Source organism: Nocardia cyriacigeorgica (assembly GCF_029868385.1).
GTDB classification, from domain to species: Bacteria; Actinomycetota; Actinomycetes; order Mycobacteriales; family Mycobacteriaceae; genus Nocardia; species Nocardia cyriacigeorgica_F.
On sequence record NZ_JARWNX010000061.1, the window covers coordinates 179,607 to 196,684 of the forward strand.

Annotated in this window: 13 protein-coding genes and 1 pseudogene; 8 read left to right on the top strand and 6 right to left on the bottom strand. The window is 67.5% G+C overall.

Annotated elements, in window-relative coordinates; all coding sequences use genetic code 11:
• Positions 1 to 21 precede the first annotated feature (21 nt).
• On the bottom strand, positions 22 to 3,174 hold the full coding sequence (locus QH168_RS22460; RefSeq protein WP_280236747.1) for an acetyl-CoA carboxylase family protein: 3,153 nt from the start codon (positions 3,172 to 3,174) through the stop codon (positions 22 to 24).
• Positions 3,175 to 3,405: 231 nt separating this feature from the next.
• On the opposite strand from QH168_RS22460, the gene QH168_RS22465 reads away from it, so the two are divergent.
• Positions 3,406 to 3,654, top strand: coding sequence for a hypothetical protein (locus QH168_RS22465; protein WP_280236748.1), 249 nt, complete (start codon positions 3,406 to 3,408; stop codon positions 3,652 to 3,654).
• On the opposite strand, the gene QH168_RS22470 is transcribed toward QH168_RS22465, so the two are convergent.
• Positions 3,644 to 4,834, bottom strand: coding sequence for a phosphotransferase (locus QH168_RS22470; protein WP_280236749.1), 1,191 nt, complete (start codon positions 4,832 to 4,834; stop codon positions 3,644 to 3,646). The two genes, QH168_RS22465 and QH168_RS22470, sit on opposite strands and share 11 nt — an antisense overlap.
• Before the next feature lie 234 nt (positions 4,835 to 5,068).
• Entirely contained in the window at positions 5,069 to 5,995 is a 927-nt protein-coding gene (locus QH168_RS22475) for an AraC family transcriptional regulator ligand-binding domain-containing protein (RefSeq protein ID WP_280236750.1), read from the bottom strand.
• 416 nt (positions 5,996 to 6,411) lie between these two features.
• Here QH168_RS22475 and QH168_RS22480 point away from each other — a divergent pair, with 416 nt between their 5' ends.
• Complete coding sequence (locus QH168_RS22480) at positions 6,412 to 7,605, top strand: cytochrome P450 (protein WP_280236751.1); 1,194 nt, start codon at positions 6,412 to 6,414, stop codon at positions 7,603 to 7,605.
• Positions 7,606 to 7,688: 83 nt separating this feature from the next.
• Here the strand turns inward: QH168_RS22480 and QH168_RS22485 are convergent, their stop codons facing one another.
• Genes QH168_RS22485 through QH168_RS22495 form a run of 3 tightly spaced genes read right to left on the bottom strand, consistent with a single transcriptional unit; the run spans position 7,689 to position 12,451 of the window.
• Positions 7,689 to 9,104: a phytoene desaturase family protein gene (locus QH168_RS22485; protein ID WP_280236752.1), complete on the bottom strand. Its 1,416-nt coding sequence runs from the start codon at positions 9,102 to 9,104 to the stop codon at positions 7,689 to 7,691.
• A gap of 37 nt (positions 9,105 to 9,141) precedes the next feature.
• Entirely contained in the window at positions 9,142 to 10,947 is a 1,806-nt protein-coding gene (locus QH168_RS22490) for a DUF3556 domain-containing protein (RefSeq protein ID WP_280236753.1), read from the bottom strand.
• Positions 10,948 to 10,987: 40 nt separating this feature from the next.
• Entirely contained in the window at positions 10,988 to 12,451 is a 1,464-nt protein-coding gene (locus tag QH168_RS22495; RefSeq protein ID WP_280236754.1) for a class I adenylate-forming enzyme family protein, read from the bottom strand.
• A 164-nt stretch (positions 12,452 to 12,615) separates the two neighbouring features.
• Here QH168_RS22495 and QH168_RS22500 point away from each other — a divergent pair, with 164 nt between their 5' ends.
• The 6 genes and pseudogenes from QH168_RS22500 to QH168_RS22525 form a co-directional block, all read left to right on the top strand.
• Positions 12,616 to 13,887 carry a PucR family transcriptional regulator gene (locus QH168_RS22500; RefSeq protein ID WP_280236755.1) on the top strand — a complete coding sequence of 424 codons (1,272 nt, stop codon included), beginning with the start codon at positions 12,616 to 12,618 and terminating at the stop codon, positions 13,885 to 13,887.
• 70 nt (positions 13,888 to 13,957) lie between these two features.
• Positions 13,958 to 14,104 carry a DUF1059 domain-containing protein gene (locus QH168_RS22505; protein WP_280236756.1) on the top strand — a complete coding sequence of 49 codons (147 nt, stop codon included), beginning with the start codon at positions 13,958 to 13,960 and terminating at the stop codon, positions 14,102 to 14,104.
• 99 nt (positions 14,105 to 14,203) lie between these two features.
• Positions 14,204 to 14,626 (top strand): YciI family protein, encoded by a 423-nt coding sequence (locus QH168_RS22510; RefSeq protein WP_280236757.1) that lies wholly within the window; start codon positions 14,204 to 14,206, stop codon positions 14,624 to 14,626.
• 12 nt (positions 14,627 to 14,638) lie between these two features.
• Entirely contained in the window at positions 14,639 to 15,925 is a 1,287-nt protein-coding gene (locus tag QH168_RS22515) for an RNA polymerase sigma factor (protein ID WP_280236758.1), read from the top strand.
• A gap of 148 nt (positions 15,926 to 16,073) precedes the next feature.
• On the top strand, positions 16,074 to 16,811 hold the full coding sequence (locus QH168_RS22520) for an IclR family transcriptional regulator (protein WP_280236759.1): 738 nt from the start codon (positions 16,074 to 16,076) through the stop codon (positions 16,809 to 16,811).
• A 52-nt stretch (positions 16,812 to 16,863) separates the two neighbouring features.
• Positions 16,864 to 17,034, top strand: a pseudogene (locus QH168_RS22525) (12-oxophytodienoate reductase); the annotation flags it as partial.
• Positions 17,035 to 17,078 lie beyond the last annotated feature (44 nt).

A 17,078-nucleotide genomic window follows, 5' to 3' on the forward strand; every position in this document is an offset into this window, starting at 1 on the left:
CGACGTGAGGGTCAAATCGGTTCAGAGGGTGGCGATCCAGCGGCGCGTATCGGCGGGATCGATGACGTCGTCGATCTCGAGCAGGGTCGCCGCGTTGAGCGCCTTGCCCTGGGCGTAGGCGAGGTCGACGAGGTTGTCGAAGGCTTCGCGGCGCCGATCCGGATCGTCGATCGCGGCAAGTTCCTTGGCGAATCCGAGCCGCACCGCACCTTCCAGACCCATACCGCCGATTTCCCCGGTCGGCCATGCGATCACGAACCGTGGCGCGCGAAACGAGCCCGCCGCCATGGCTTGTGCGCCGAGACCGTATCCCTTGCGCAGGATGATCGTGCCGAACGGGACGGTCAGCGCCGCGGTATCGATGAACAACTTGGCGAACCGGGTGACCACGCCCTCCTTTTCGATATCCGGACCGACCATGAAACCCGGCGTGTCACAGAGGGAAACGATGGGAAGGTTGTTGGTGTCGCACAGTCGCAGGAAGGCGCTCAGTTTGTCGGCGGCCGGTGCGTCGATGGCGCCGCCGAGGTGGTGGCAGTCGTTGGCGATCACACCGAACGGCCGGCCCTCCACCCGCATCAGGGCGGTGACGATGCCGACGCCCCAGTCCCGGCGCAGTTCGAGCACCGACCCGATATCGGCGATCGCCTCGATGGCCGCGCGAATATCGAAGGCGCGCAACCTGTCCTCGGGCACGATATGGCGGGACAGTCGCGGGTCGGGTGCCTCCCATTCGTCGATGCGGCCCTGGACATAGGCCAGATAGTTCCGTGCGATCGCCACCGCCTCGGCCTCATCGGCCGCGACGACGTGCACCACCCCGTTGCGGCGCTGCACGTCGATGGGCCCGATGTCCTCGGGCCGGTAGACGCCGAGGCCGCCACCCTCGATCATGGCCGGGCCGCCCATTCCGATATTCGCGTCGGGGGTCGCGATGACGACATCGCACATGCCGAGCAGGGCGGCGTTTCCGGCGAAACACCGACCGGAGACGATGCCGATCAACGGGACCCGCCCCGACAGCGCTCCCATGGCGCGGAACGTGGTGACGTCGAGCCCGGAGAAGCCCGCGTGATCGGTGTCGCCGGGGCGTCCGCCGCCGCCCTCGGTGAAGAACACCACCGGCAGCTGGCGGTCATGGGCCAGTTCCAGCATGCGGTCGGTCTTGGCGTGATTGCGCATGCCCTGGGTGCCGGCCAGCACGGTGTAGTCGTAGGACATCACGACCGCGCGGGAATGCCGTGCGCCGAATCGGTCGGCGTTGATGGTCGCGATTCCGGCGACCAGCCCGTCTGCCGGGGTATTCGCGATGAGGTCCTCGGCGCTGCGGCGACGACTCTGCGCGGCGACCGCCAATCCCCCGTATTCGACGAAACTGTCGGCGTCGACCAGGTCGGCGATGTTCTCGCGGGCCGTGCGACGTTGCAGCCGATGACGTTTCGCGACCGCGTCGGGGCGGGCCGCGTCGTGCAGCCTCGCATGCCGCAGCCGTACTTCGGCGAGGTCGGAGCGCACCGCATCGAGGTCGAGCGCAGCGGATTCGGCGTCCGCGCCGTCGTGTTCGGCATCGGTGACGACAAGCAGCACGGCGTGCGGATCGACGACCTCCCCCGCGTCCACCACGGGACGCAGCACCCGAAGCGCGCGCTCGGCACGCACCACATGCTGCATCTTCATCGCTTCCAGCACCGCGACCTCGGCGCGGGCGGGCAGCACCGTTCCCGGCTCGGCCACCGTCACCACGGTGGCGCCCATCGGCGACCGCACCACCCACTCATCGGCGCCGAGTTCGACGGAGTCCTGCCGCTGCTCGGCGACCGCCGGTGCCGTGTAGTCGGCAGCACGCTGGAGGATGTCGCCGGTGTGCTGGTCGAACCACGAGGTGGAGACCGGGGCGTCCAGTGCGTCGAGAACAGCGCGTAGCACAGCGATATTGGTGTCGATACCGGTCACCGTCATTTCGGCGAGCGCATCGCGGCAGCGGCGCACCGCGCCGTCGAACGACGGGCCGCGGGCGATCACCTTCGCCAGCAGCGAATCGAATCGGGTGCCGTGCCGCAGACCGATGCGGCATGCGGTGTCGACCCGGATGCCGCCGCCGGTCGGCGCCGCGAACTGGGTGATGGTGCCGCTGGTCGGCAGCAGATCACCGTCCGCCCCGACCAGTTCGGCGTTGACGCGGGCCTGGACGGCGTATCCGCGCGGCTCATGACCGAGTGCGAGGTCGGCGAGGTCGCGGCCGAGCGCGAGGTCGAACTGGATGCCGACCAGGTCGACGCCGGTGACCTCTTCGGTGATCGTATGCTCCACCTGGAGCCTCGGATTGACCTCGAGAAACCATCCCGCACCGTCGGCGACGAGGAATTCGACCGTGATCACCCCGCGGCAACCCACCGATTCGGCGAGCCGCACCGCATCACGATGCAGCCGCGCACGCAAAGCCGCACCGAGGTCGGGGGCGGGCGCGACCTCGATGAGCTTCTGATGCCGCCGCTGCACACTGCAATCACGGTCACCGAGGGCCATCGCGTGCCTGCCGTCGGCGACGATCTGCACTTCCACATGGCGCGCATCGGCGATGAGCGCTTCGGCATAGACGGTGGGGTCGCCGAACGCGGCGAGGGCCTCGGCGCGGCAGCGTTCGTAGGCGAGGTCGACCTCACCCTGCGCATGCACCATCCGCATACCGCGACCGCCGCCACCGGAGGCGGCTTTCACCATCACCCCCTCCGGGTGGCCGGACAGCAGCGCCGCGATCTCGGCCGGACCTGCCGCCGCGGTGGCGGGCAGCACCGGCACCCCGGCCCGCTCCGCCGCCGATCGCGACTGCGTCTTATCGCCGAAGGTGCCGAGAACCTCCGGCGACGGACCGACGAAGACCAACCCGGCCTCCGCGCACGCCCGCGCCAGATCCGCACTCTCACTGAGGAATCCGTAGCCGGGATGGACGAGCGCACCCGGTGCGGCCCTGCGTGCCGCCTCGACGATCTGCTCGACGTCGAGATAGGCCGCGGCGCCCTCGCCCGGTAGCGGCACCGCATGATCGGCCAGCCCGACCGCCGAGGATTCGGCCTCCGTGCGGGTGTGCAGAACGTGCGTGCGGTATCCGCGCTCACGAGCGGCCCGCACGATTCGGACGGCGATCTCGCCCCGGTTCGCCACGACGACATCCATGCCGGTCATCGTCGTTGACATCGGCGCCGATGTCCAAGGGCGAGGTCGTCCTCGCGCTGGATGCCGCAGCTTCCTCGCTGCCCAGCAGCCCCGAACCCCTCGACGAGGATGCAGCGCGCCACCTGCGAACTCCCCCACCGGACGCGGACCACAGCCAGACCTGCGGCGAGCAGGCCCGCCGAACGAGTAGTCCACTACGCGTGATTCACCTGCGCCACCGGTGCACCGTTGGTGCGGGCCATCGGCGACGGTGCGGGCACCGATCGGTATCCGCATCGCCCACTCGATGTTCCCGGCTCGGATCAACGCGTGGACAGTGCGGGCGCACAACGCGACGGGGCCGCGGACATCGAGAGCCCGGACCTCGCCGCCGACCGTGGCTTCGGCCATCGTCGCCGCGACGGCGACGCAATCGACGATGACCGGGTCGGCGGCGAGGTCCGGGCGGACCGCGAGCGCGGCGTATCCGCTACCTGTTGACGGCCCCGAGCGAATCCAGATCCATGATCGCCGTCGCGGTGCGATGCACGATGGCGCGGCAGATATCGGCCGGCTGGAATTCGGGCATCAGCGCACTGCGTCCGATGGTGATCATCCACGCGAAATACGGGTAGAGGCATTGCTGCCGGTAGGCGAGCCAGGCGCTGTCGAAGGTGAGGGCCGGTCCGCCCGCGGCGTGCAGACTGTCGATGTAGAACGCGATGAGATCGGGCTCCCAGGACCGTCGATCCTCCACCGCCAACCCGGAGGTGATCGTATAGGCGACGTCGAAGGCCCAGCTGCCGCGCATGATCAGCTGCCAGTCGGTGAAACCCATGCTGTCGTCGGCGCACACATAGGCGTTGCCGATATGTGGGTCTCCGTGCAGCAGCGTGTGCGGGGCCTGCTCGGCGATCCGCAGTGACCGGCCGCAGGCCTCGTAGAGTTCGTCCTGCACCAGTGGCAGGGTGTCGGGCACGAGTTCGGGGGCACGTCTGAGCCCGACGCGGGCCCGCTTCTGCATACCGAGGAGCCGATCGAAGTTTCGGAAATGCGCGCCGGGGGTTTTCAGCCAGTCACGCGCGGCCAATTCGGGCGATTCCCAGTAGTGACCGTGCCAGCGGGCCATATTTCCCAGCAGATTCTCGATCTGCTCGCGGCTGATCCGATCCAGCGGAGTGCAGAACCTGGCCTGCCGGGTGACCTCCACATCCTCGAGCAGTGTGATGGACCGACCGGTGCGCACATCGGCGGTGCCCAGATATCCGTGTGGCGCCTCGATATCGAGTTCCGGTCGCAGATGTTGGAAGAAGCCCGGTTCGCCCGGCAGCGCGTGCGCGAGATACTGCGTCAACCGCTGGGTGTAGGTCAGGGTGGTCTTGGCGAACAGATGCTCCGGCAGTCGTGCTCTGCGGCCCGCCTCGTTATAGCGAACCGTCGCCTTCCATCGGCTCGTGGTGCCGCTGCTGACATCGGCGATATCGAACGACTCCACCTCCGCCCCCGGATGTTCGGCGGCCAGCACCGCGGTGAGCCATGCGCTGTCGACCTCGCTCGTCTTCATCGGGATCTCGCGATCGGTCCGCCGGAGCAGCTTCTCCGCCAGCACGTGCCCGCCGAGCTTCATCGCCCCGCTCAGCACCCCGTCGGCCGACGCACCACCCGCTGTTGTTTCGCCCATCCACTCGCCCTCCTCGCCCTCGTCGCGCCTCTCGGCTGCTTGACCGACGCAGTATGCGGCAGCGGATCGGTGGCTACGCACGGAAACAAGAACCCGAGAAACCGCCGATATTCCGGCCTTTTACCTTCCTGACGTGCTGTTTCGACCATTCCCCTTCGGTCTGCCGGTCGCACGATATGGCATGGTTTGCCCGACGGGTGGCGCGATATTCGCCGGTGGAGCAACCGGTCTCGGCTACCCGGACCACCTGCGCCTGGCGCGACGCAAGGCTCCGGCATCGGAGTAGCCCACCTGTTTGGCCAGCGCGGCCCTGGTGCTGTCGGAACCGGTTCGGAGGCGCTGCTCCACCAGGACACTGCGAGCGCGATCGAGTTCGCGGGTCCAGGTGGTGCCCTCGTCGGCGAGGCGTCGTTGCAGACTGCGGGTGCTGGTGGCCATGTACCGGGCCGCCCGATCGATCGTCACCCGGCCGTCGCCCAGCAATGCGATCAACACTTGGTGCACCTGACCGGACCAGGTGACCTCGAGCCGCAATGGTGGCGGCTGGGTCGCGGCGTAGCGGCGTAGGATATCGGCGAGAACCGGATCGGCTCGTCGCATCGGGACGGCCAGATCGGTTGCGCGGAAGGTGATCTGATCGGTCGGTGCACCGAAATCGATGCGCCGGGTGCCGAACATCTCGATGAATCCGCTGTGGCGTCGCGGTGCGGGCTGCCGGAAGCGCACTCGGACGGGGTGGACATCGCGGCCGGTGGCGTTTCGCGCCCGGGTCACCACCGCCGCCAGGGCGAATTGCATGGCCAGCTGCTGTCCACGTCCGTGTCCATACAGGAGCCGGACATCGGCGTTGGCCACTTCTTCGGATTCGCCGGAGACGGCGAATCCGATATTCGTCGTGATGAGGTCGGCGTACTGCTCCGATAATGCGAGCCCATCACCCAGCGTCGGCGCCGTACCGAATAGATAGTCGTGTATCCCGAATCGCCCCATGGTGTTGGACTCACCGACGTGCAGTGCCACATCCGGATCGCCGGTCCGCTGTTCGACCAGTTCCCACAACCGAAGCTGATGGGTGCTGGAAACCATGGTGTCACCGCTGGTCAGTACCCACTCCGGCAATTCGGCCGCGCGCGCGAGCCGCAAACGCGCCGCCCCGGTCAACCCCGTCTCATCCAGTATGAAGTTCGAAAACGAAACGTGATCCACCGTATGCAAACCCGAACACCCTTCAGAATCAGGGCCACACTCGATGCCTGTGAACGCCGCCGCGGTCAACGATAGCGGGATCCGCAGGTTCACCATCGGTGGCGGCAATCGGTCGCTACGGTCGCCCTCGACCGCACTTGCGAGCCCCGCGATATTGGCGTGATCGGCCCGCTCACCGGCATGAGCGGCACTGTCGCATAGTCGGCGCCTTTGCCACCATCGTCGGGGGCAGTCCGCAGACCCGTCTCCTCCGCACGATGACATCGGCTGCCCGGATCCGGCAGGTATGTGGAATCAATCGGTTAGGACACGTCGTGACGCAGCGCAATCTCGTGCAGCCTCCTCCCGTATCGGGCACACCACACTGCTCGATGGATACGAAAAGCCCCAGGATCGCCCTGCACACAACGGAATTCGCCGCCGATCCACACCGCGCCTATCACGAGATGCGGGCACGCTGCGGTTCGCTCGCTCCGGTCGAACTTGCGCCCGGCGTCCCGGCGACACTGGTGATCGGATACAGCACCGCGCTGCGAATCCTCAACGATCCGGTGCGTTTTCCCGCGGACCCGCGCTCGTGGCAGCACAAGGTGCCCGCCGATTGCCCGGTGCTGCCGATCATGCAGTGGCGGCCGACCGCAAGCCGTAATACCGGCGAGGATTTCCAGCGTTACCGGCGGGCCATCACCGCGGGCATCGGCCAGGTGGATGTGCACGCACTGCACACCATGGTGGAGCAGATCGCGATCCCACTGATCAACGGCTTCTGCGAAACCGGGACCGCCGACCTCATCACCGATTACACCTTTCCGCTGGCATTCCAGGTGGTCAATGCCCTGCTCGGCTGCCCATCGGAAATCGGGCAGCGTGTCGCCACCGGTATGGCGGCCCTCGTCGAGGGGGTCGACGCCGAGCAGGGCAATACGATGATCAGCGAGGCGATGCTGGAACTGGTCACGCTCAAACAGGCCGAACCGGGCAACGACATCACCTCACGGCTGTTGCACCATCCCGCCACGCTCGATGACGAGGAGATGGTCCACCAGGTGGCCGGGCACTACGGCGCCGGTATCGAATTCCAGCAGAACCTGATCGCCAACACCTTGCTGCTGATCCTCACCGACGACCGATTCGGCGGCGACGTCCTCGGCGGCAGCCTGAGCACCCGCGACGCCCTCGACGAAGTGCTGTTCAACGATCCCCCGCTGGCGAACTTCCTGATCACCTATCCCCGCCATCCGATCCTCGTCGACGAGGTCTGGCTTCCGGCGAATCAACCGGTCGTCATCAGCATGGCGGCCTGTAACAACGATCCCGCGATCCGCGCCGACGGTCAGCACGGCAACCGATCGCATCTGGCCTGGGGTATCGGCCAGCACGCCTGCCCCGCGCAGTCACTGGCCTATGTGATCGCGCAGAACGCGATCGATCAGCTGCTCGACGCGCTGCCCGAGCTCGCTCCGGCCTTCCCCGGTGGCGGCCCGCACTGGCGGCCCGGTCCCTTTCACCGCGCGCTGGCGGGCCTGCCCGTCACGTTTCCGCCGTCCACCACGGTGCACCTCTGACGGAGCCGGCACCGGATCACGGTCCGGCGATTCTCGGGTGCCAACCGATGCTCGGCACCGGGCCGCCGCTCCTGTTTGTGCGGTCACCGTCCGAGATGTGCCAGCGCCTCGCGCGCCGCGTGGTACCCGCACATTCCATGCGCACCCGGTCCCGGCGCGGTCGCGGCCGAGCAGATGTACATCCCGGCAACGCCGACCCGGTACGGATGGGCCGAGATCCGGGGGCCGAAGACGAGTTGGCGGATGTCCTTCGCGCCGGTGATGATGTCGCCGCCGACGTAATTGGCGTTGTAGGCGTGCAGCTGGCTCGTGGAACGGGTTGTGCTGCCGACGATCCGGTCGCGGAAACCGGGGGCGAAACGTTCGATCTGGGCGACGATCGCCGCGGTCGCGTCGCCGGTGTAACCATGCGGCACATGCGCGTAGGTGTAGAGCGGGTGGATATCGCCGACGGAACGCTGCGGATCGGCGAGATACTGCTGGCCGACGAGCACGAACGGACGCCGCGGCATGCGACCGGCATGTACATCGCGTTCGGTGGCCGCCACTTCGGTGTAATCGCCACCCAGGTGCACCGTGCCCGCCCGGCGGGCCGCCGGATTGGTCCACGGCACGCCGCCGTCGACGGCGAAATCGACCTTGAACGCGCCCGGCGCCCGCCGGAATCGGCGATAGGCGCGTGCCACTCGTGCGGGCAGCCGATCACCGAGGATGCCAGCGACCGCAGCGGGTTCGAGGTCGAACAGCGTGACATCCGCCGTCGGCAGCTGTGACGCCGACCGGATGCGCACACCGGTCTCGACCTTGCCGCCCAGATCACCGAGCAGTGCGGCCAATGCCTCGGTGATGGCCTGCGAACCGCCCTCGGCCACCGGCCAGCCGTGCCGATGACCGGCGGTGATGATGCCCATGCCGATGGCGGCGGTCATCGGATGATGCAGCGGCCGGAAGGTGTGCGCGGCGACCCCGCCGAACAACGCCCGGCCCTCCTCGGTGCGCAACCACCGCGCCACCGTCGACGCCGGTAGCACGGTGGGCATCCCGAAGCGGGCCAGCGTCAACGGATGGCGCGGTACCCGCAGCAGCGGCCCCATGATGTCCTCGGCGAGGGCGTCGAAACGGGCGGCGGGCCCGGCGAACGCCGCCCGCCAGCGGGAGCCGTCGGCGCCGAGACCGGCCGCGGTATCGAGCACCGAGCGGTACAGCACGCCCGCCCGGCCATTATCGAGCGGATGTGCGCAGTCGATCTCCGGCCACCGCCACCGCAGCCCGTAGCGGTCGAGGCCGAGGCCCGTGAGCAGCGGCGATCCGACGGCCATCGGATGGATCGCGGCGCAGTGATCGTGCAGCAGACCCGGCACGATCGCCTCACCGGAGCGGACGCCGCCACCGATCTCGTCGGCGGCCTCGAGCACCGTCACCTGCACGCCCTCGGCGGCAAGGGTGACGGCCGCGGCCAGTCCGTTCGGTCCACCACCGACCACCACTGCGGTACTCATACCGATTCCTCCCATCTCCACCCGGCGCCCGTCGCGCTCAGGCCACGACCCCGAAGTCTCCTCGACGCGAGGTCTGCGGTTCGCCCGCGGCGGCCCGAGTCCAGTCCACCTGCAATGGAATCGGGCCGTTGGGCAGCCACGGCTGCTCGGCGACCGCATCGGCGACCTTCCAGGTGCCCCGCTCGATCACGCCGAGCGCCGCATCGATCAGCTGGTAGCGCTGGATACCGCTACCGAACGCCTCCGACTCCACCCAGGCGATGACGCACTCCCCCGGCTCGAACCGCGCTTCGGCCTGTACGGCGCGGATCATGTCGACGTTGTGCAGATGGCCGTCGCCGAAATTGAATCCGAGGATCGAATTGCACAGGAACTCGGCCTCACGCACGGTCCGCGCATCGATATCGGGTAGGCGCGCGATCAGCAGGGAGAACAATCCGCGGGCTTGGCTGTGCATACTGCGCCAGGCGATGGTCTTCTGCAAGGTGATCTCCGCCCATTCGGGTTCGTACCCGAACTCGATGAACTGGTCGATCTGATTCTTCGCCGAACGGGTCACCCGGTCGAGCTTGGCTTCGGCGCCCGGCGCGAACGTCCAGATCGCCGAGGCCCAGTTGCCCGCGTACTGCCGCATGGAGGGCAGGAACGACACCTTGTCCGGGCGCAGATTACCCAGGATCGGGAAGAAGACCAGCGCGGCCACGATCAGCGCGAGCAGCCACGGCGCCGACATGTTCCACGGTGCGTAACCATCCGCGTTCGGGAACCCGAGGAAGAGGAACACCGCCGCGTAGGCGAACAGCAGATTCCATTCCAACGGCACCGCCAGCGGGAAAGTCGACAGGATGAACAGGTGGAAGATCACCATCACCGCGACAGCGGCCACGGTCAGATACGTGTTCGTGGAGAACAGCAGGACCAGCGGCGTCACGATCTCGACGGTCGTACCACCGATATGCGCCATCGCATCGGCTACCCGTGACGGACGCATATCGTCGGGGAAACTCCGATAGTGCGCGCGTTTGATCGCCTTGAACGGCGTCGACGGACTGTTGCTCACCATGGGCGGAACGACATTCGAGAAATGCTTGCCGAACTTGGAGAATCCGGCGCCGAGCCACACCACCACGATCAGCAATTTCAGCGCGATGATCATATCGACGAAAGGCAGCGCGGCGAAGAAGATCAGCGCGGGCAGATACTGTTCACCACGGGCGGCCAGGAAAATGGTCTTGTCGCGCAGGCCGTTGAGGATCAGCAGGGCGATCGGCGCTACCAGGAGAACGGGATTCACCAGCCCGGAGGTGTTGTCCGGCAGCGCGGCCGCCAGCGAATCACCGATCACACCGGGCCGCACCAGGGCGACGAACAGGCTGACCAACAGGCCGAGGTAGAGCACGACATCGAACCAGCTCCGCCGATCACCGGCGGTGCCCGGCACCCACGTCCACGGCCGCAACCGGATGGTCCCCCGCCTGGCCCAGAACAGGATCCCGCCGGTCATCGGCTTCACCTTGCCCGCGAGCGGACCCCACGAGCCCGCGACGCCGATCGCCTCGAGCAGCACGGTCCAGAGGATGAGCTTCTGGTACACGATCGGTTGGTTCCACCATTCGGCGATATGCCAGAACGCCGGAAGACCGGAGGTCGCCGTCGCGATCGCGATACCACCGATCGCGTACAGCACCACCAGTTTCGCGATATATACGCAGTGCACCATCTTCGGTGAGCCGAAACCGTTTTCGGCCCAGTCGAGCGCGAGTATCCGCATTCGCTCCATGAGTGGCTTCGGCAAGAATTCGGCAGGATCGACCGCCGGTAGATCCGGTTTCGTGAAACCCATGATGTCCACTCCTCAGTGATGAACGAAAGGTTTGTCGCGTCTAGCGGCCGGTGTCGAGCACCAGTTGACGCAGTCTCGGTTTGTCGAGCTTGCCGACCGCGTTGGCGGGCAGCTCGTCCAGAATCGTGATCTCCACCGGCACTTTGTATTTCGACAGCGAAGCGCTCAGATGGGCGCGGATTCGCTGCTCATCGATATTCGCGCCGGAATTGAGCGCCACATACAGCACCGGTTCCTCGCCATAGACCGGGTGGCCGCGTCCGACGACCGCCGCGGTGGCGATCTCGGGCAATCGGTAGACGACGGCTTCGATCTCCTTGGGGTAGATGTTCTCCCCGCCGCGGATGATCATGTCCTTGGCGCGGTCGACCAGCACCAGATAGCCGTCCTCGTCGAAGCGGCCGATATCGCCGGTGCGCAACCAGCCGTCGACGACGGTGCGCGCGGTCTCCTCCGGGCGATTCAAGTAGCCGCGCATGATGTTCGGTCCCGAGATCAGCACTTCACCGGCTGCGCCGGGACCGACGTCCGCACCGTCCGGGTCGACGATCCGCACCCGCTGGCCGGGCAGCGGCAAGCCCACCGTGCCCGGTTTGCGCAACCCGGACAGCGGGTTGACGGTGCTGGCGCAGGTCCCCTCGGACAAGCCATAACCCTCGACGACCGGTATGCCGTACCGGGATTCGAACTTCTCCAGCAGTTCCACACTCGCGGGTGCCGCGCCACAGATCGCGAACCGGACCGAGGAGGTCTGCGGGCGCACTTCGGCGGGCAGATCGGCCAGCATGGTGTAGATCGTCGGCACCGCGGAGAAATAGGTCGCGCCGCTGCGTTCGAGCCGATCGAAGAAGGTTCGCGCGCTGAACCGACCGGCGATGGTGGTGCTCGCCCCGACCAGCAGCGGCGACAGGGTGCTCACCACGATGCCGTTGACGTGGAACAGCGGCAGGACCAGCAGACTGCGATCGGCCGCGGTCAGCTCGAACGCGTCGATCGTCATATCGCACATCGCGCGCACATTGGCGTGGTCGAGCATCACGCCCTTGGGCCGTCCGGTCGTGCCGCTGGTGTAGATGAGCAGGGCGAGCGCATCGCCGGGCACATCGACCGGCGCCACGGTGTCATCGCCGCCGGTGAGCGCCTCGACCGGCAGCACGACCGGCACATCGACGACGGCATCGAGCGGCTGCCCGACGATCAACACCGCGGCATTCGCATCCGCGACCTGATAGGCCACCTCGTCCGGGACGAGCGCGGGATTCAGCGGGGTCACCGCCGCACCGAGACGCCAGGCGGCGAACAGCGCGACCACCAGATCCACGGTGTTGGGCAGCATGACCGCGACGACGTCGCCGGTGCGTACCCCGTTGGCGCGCAAGGCCCCCGCGGCGCGGCGCACCGCGTCGAGGAACCCGGTGTTGTCGAGTTCGGCGTCGTCATCGGCGAGGGCGGGCGCGGTCGGATGCTGCGCGGCACGGCGATCGGGCAGCGTGGACAGGTTCATCGTCACTCCTGGCGGTCCGGATGCGGTCTGTGCCATCACGCTAGAAATATGAGAGCCAGGTCACACCGTCGCGCGACGATGAAGGTTGCGGCCCGGTTTGTCTCCCGGAGACAAGTCACGCCGAATGCGCCGCTCGCAGGCGGCGGCGCGTTCTACTGTTGGCCATGCCCAGTCGAGACGATGAGCCGACCGTCGGTGTGAATGCCGCCCTCGCGGTCGAACGCCTCGCCGACCGGATCGCCGAAGTGAGCCGGACGATCCAGCTGCATCTGCTGGCCGAGATCGAAGATCTCCAGGGCGATCAGCAGTTGCGCGAGTTGTTGCGCGACAGCGTCGAGGGCAATGTCGACACCATCTTCTCCGCGATCCAACACGCCATCCCGATCGAGCACGTGGAGCCGCCGACCGCCGCACTGGAATACGCGCGACGGCTCGCCCAGCACGGTGTCGCCCCCAATGCGCTGGTCCGTGCCTACCGTCTCGGCCAGCAGAAACTGCTCGGCATCGTGTTCGAGGAGGTCCGCACCCTCGACCTCGATCCGCAACTGCGATTGGACGTCTTCGAGCAGATCACCACCATCACCTTCGGATATATCGATTGGATCTCCCAGCAGGTCGTCGCGACGTATCAGTACGAACGCGATCACTGGTTGGAGAACCGCAACAGCACACGCGCTGTCCGGGTGCGCGAGGTCCTCGACGGCGCCGCCGTGGATGTCGACGCGGTGACCGACGCGATCCGCTACCCGCTGCGGCGCACCCATCTGGCACTGGTGGCGTGGTTGCCGACCGGCGGTGACGAGCTGAGCCGTTTGGAACGATTCGTCCGCGACCTCGCCGAGACGATGGATGCTCTCGGCGCCGGCCTGTTCGTCGCGGCCGACCGCCTCACCGGATGGGGCTGGATACCGCTGGCCTCCGACAGCGCATCCGACAGCGTCGAACAGGTCCGCCGATTCGCCGCGGAATATACCGACGCGCCGTGGATCGCGCTCGGCACCCCGCTGCCGGGTATCGAGGGATTCCGGGATTCACACCGGCAGGCGCTACAGGCGCGGACAGTCGCGTTGGCCGCCGGGCCGGGCGCGGCGCGGGTCACCGCCGCGAGCGATCCGGGTCTGACGGCCGCGGCACTGCTCGGACGCGACCTCGCGCAGGCCCGCGCCTGGGTGCACACCGTGCTCGGACCGCTCGCCATCGATAGCGACAACGACGCCAGGCTGCGGGCGACCCTGCGGGTGTTCCTCCAGACCGGTTCGAGCCACAAAGCGGCCGCCGAAGCGCTCAACCTGCATGCCAATTCGGTGAAATACCGGGTCAACCGGGCGATCGAGCGCCGCGGCGCACCCATCACCGGCGATCGGCTCGATGTGGAGATGGCGCTGCTGCTGTGCCATTGGTTCGGCGCCTCCGTACTCGGGCCGCAGCAGCCATGAACGCTGCACGAATGGGGTGCCGCATGGTTGACTCGACAGAACGTGTTCCATCAGGACGAAGGGCGCACACGTGAAGACAAGGCTCAACTGCCCCTGCGGCGAGCAGATCACCGGCACCGACGAGGACGAACTCGTCGCCAGAACGCAGGCCCACCTCGCCGCCGAACATCCGGGCCATGACTACTCGCGCGAGGAAATACTGTTCATCGCGTACTGATGAGAAAAAAATTCTCGGTCGTGTCGATCGGTCGCACCTCCCGTTCGACCTAGGAGTGAAAGGGTCAGAGGGACCCGGACAACCCCGAGGAGACAGACCATGAAGTACATGCTGATCATGCGCGCCACCGACGAGACCTACGCGGCATTCCAGAACATCGACTTCACCGAGATCATGGACTCGATGGGCAAGTTCAACGACGAGATGATCAGGGCCGGAGTGCTGGTCGCCGCCGAGGGGCTCGACCCGGAACCCGATACCGGCGTCGTGGTGGACTACTCCGCCGAGACGCCGGTGGTCACCGACGGGCCGTACGGTGAGACCAAGGAGTTGTTCGGCGGCTTCTGGATTCTCAACGTGGCCTCGCGGGAAGAGGCGGTCGAATGGGCGAAGCGGGCGCCGCTGGCGGGACCGGGCGCCAAATGCGAGATCCGCCGGGTCACCACGATCGACGAGTTCCCGCAGGACAATGTGTGGATCCAGAAGGAGCGGGCCTGGCGCGAGGCCACCGGCCAGCTCTGAGCACGCCCGACGATGACCGATCACACCGGGCGAGCAGCGGTCGCCGCCGTGTGGCGGATCGAATCCGCGCGAATCGTCGGTGCGCTCGCCCGCTACACCGGCGATTTCGCGCTGGCCGAGGATCTCGCACAGGAGGCCCTGGCCGAGGCGCTGGTGACCTGGCCGCGGGAAGGCGTCCCGCGCCATCCCGCCGGCTGGTTGCTCACCGTCGGCAAGCGTCGCGCGATCGACGCGTTCCGCCGCCGCGCCGCCCGTGACGTCCGGTACGCCGCCCTCGCCCAGGAGCTGGGTGAGGGCGGCGTCGTCGCGGGCAGCCCGCCCACCGATCCGGTGCGCGAGGCCGAGGATGTGCTGTGGGATCCCGACCAGATCGATGACGATCTGCTCGCGTTGATGTTCGTCTCCTGCCATCCGGTGCTGTCACGGGAGGCGCGGATCGCACTCACCCTGCGGGTCGTGGCCGGTGTGACCAGTGACGAGATCGCGCGGGCCTTCCTCGTGCCGACCGCCACCGTGCAGGCGAGGATCACCAGGGCGAAGAAGACACTCGCCGCGGCCGGAGTGCCGTTCCAGGTGCCGGCGGCCGCCGAGCGCACCGAACGGCTCGGCTCGGTGTTGAACGTGATCTATCTGATCTTCACCGAAGGGTCGTCGGCCAGTTCCGGGACCGCTCTGATGCGCCTGGATCTGGCCGCCGAAGCGCTGCGGCTGGCACGGGTACTGGCCAGGCTGGTGCCCGATGAGCCCGAGGTATACGGCCTGCTGGCCCTGCTGGAACTGACCGCGGCGCGGTTTCCCGCCCGCACCGACGCGGAGGGGCATCCGGTCCTGCTCGAACAGCAGGACCGGCGCCGCTGGGACCGCTCCGCAATCGCGCGCGGACGTGCGGCATTGACCCGAGCCGGACAGGTGGGCCGCGGTGTGGGCGCCTACGGTCTCCAGGCCGCGATCGCCGAATGCCACGCCCTCGCGCCCTCGGTCGAGGACACCGACTGGGAGCGGATCGTACTGCTGTACGAGGCGCTCGGTCGGCTGGCACCCTCACCGGTGGTGGAATTGAACCGGGCGGTGGCCGTCTCCATGGCCGACGGGCCCGCGGCCGCCCTACCGATCGTCGACGAACTCGCCGCCGCCGACGCGTTCGCACATTCACATCTGCTGCCGAGCGTGCGCGGTGAACTACTCATCCGCCTCGGCCGCCGCGAGGAGGCCCGCATCCAGCTGGAACTGGCCGTCGAGCTGTGCGGCAACGATCGGGAGCGCGCCGTCCTGCACCGCAAACTCGCCGATCTGGGCTGATATGAAGCCGACACCCTCGATCGGCAGTGCGCTGCCCATACAGCGGGATCGGTGGCCGGCACCCGATGCGCCCCGTGGTTCACTGAGCGAAACCCGCCACACCGTCGGCCGGACGCACGTATCGGCCGCCCACGCCCGAGGGGTGAGTATGCCGGTCACCGACACACCGAACACTGCCGTTCCGTCCTCGACGCTCGACCGGCTGTCACTGGTCATCGATAATTTCCGCGACGCACCCCGCGCGACGCTCACCGATATCTCCCGCCACACCGGCATCCCACGCACCAGCACCCTGCGCATGCTCGAGCACTTGGTGCGGATGGGCTGGCTGCGTCGCCACGACCTCCGGTACGAGCTGGGTGATCGACTCGCCGAGATCGGGATACTCGCCGCCTATCAGAACGGATTCGACAGGGTGGTGGGCCCGCTGCTGAGCGAACTGCATCGGGTGACGGGCTATATCGTGCACCTGGGTGTACTCGCCGGCGGCGAAATCGTCTACCTGGACAAAGTCGGCGACCGGACGACTCCGACTCTGCACACGCAGGTCGGGTCACGTGTTCCGGCGGCCACGTCGACGATCGGCAAGGCGCTCACCGCACCAACGCATCGGGCGGGTGCGGATCGCCCGGCGAGAATCGCCTTCGGTGTGTGCACCAGTGGACTCGGCTGCATCGGGGCCAGGGTCGGCACCTACCGCGGCACACAGCTCGGACTCTCCATCAGCGGGCCGCGCACCCGGGTTCGGTTCGACGCCCCGAATGCCGCCCCCGTCCGGCTCACCGCCGCGGCAATCGCCCACTATCTCGACCTGACCGCCGATCGACTCCCGGTGCCCGCGTCCGCTCACCGGCATCCCCGCTTGGTGGTCTCCCACCAGCGCTGACAGCGTTGAGTCATGACGTATGGGACACCATCGGCCGCGGCAGAACGACTGCTACTACCGCCGCCGCGCGGAGGGCGGAACCGGGCTGATCATCACCGAGGGTGTCGCGATCGACCATCCGAGCGCGGTGGACAGTACGACAGTGCCTCGGCTGCACGGTGATGCGGCGCTGGCCGGATGGCGAGGCGTCGTCGACGCTGTCCATGCCGCGGGCGGACGGATCTGAGTGCTCCACCGATCATGTGTCGCAGCGAGGCCGCCCACCTA

Bases quoted from the DNA above. Each gene is read 5' to 3' on its own strand.
- QH168_RS22460 (WP_280236747.1), bottom strand. From the start codon at position 3,174: ATGGATGTCGTCGTGGCGAACCGGGGCGAGATCGCCGTCCGAATCGTG.
- QH168_RS22470 (WP_280236749.1), bottom strand. From the start codon at position 4,834: ATGGGCGAAACAACAGCGGGTGGTGCGTCGGCCGACGGGGTGCTGAGC.
- QH168_RS22480 (WP_280236751.1), top strand. From the start codon at position 6,412: ATGGATACGAAAAGCCCCAGGATCGCCCTGCACACAACGGAATTCGCC.
- QH168_RS22485 (WP_280236752.1), bottom strand. From the start codon at position 9,104: ATGAGTACCGCAGTGGTGGTCGGTGGTGGACCGAACGGACTGGCCGCG.
- QH168_RS22490 (WP_280236753.1), bottom strand. From the start codon at position 10,947: ATGGGTTTCACGAAACCGGATCTACCGGCGGTCGATCCTGCCGAATTC.
- QH168_RS22495 (WP_280236754.1), bottom strand. From the start codon at position 12,451: ATGAACCTGTCCACGCTGCCCGATCGCCGTGCCGCGCAGCATCCGACC.
- QH168_RS22500 (WP_280236755.1), top strand. From the start codon at position 12,616: ATGCCCAGTCGAGACGATGAGCCGACCGTCGGTGTGAATGCCGCCCTC.
- QH168_RS22510 (WP_280236757.1), top strand. From the start codon at position 14,204: ATGAAGTACATGCTGATCATGCGCGCCACCGACGAGACCTACGCGGCA.
- QH168_RS22515 (WP_280236758.1), top strand. From the start codon at position 14,639: ATGACCGATCACACCGGGCGAGCAGCGGTCGCCGCCGTGTGGCGGATC.
- QH168_RS22520 (WP_280236759.1), top strand. From the start codon at position 16,074: ATGCCGGTCACCGACACACCGAACACTGCCGTTCCGTCCTCGACGCTC.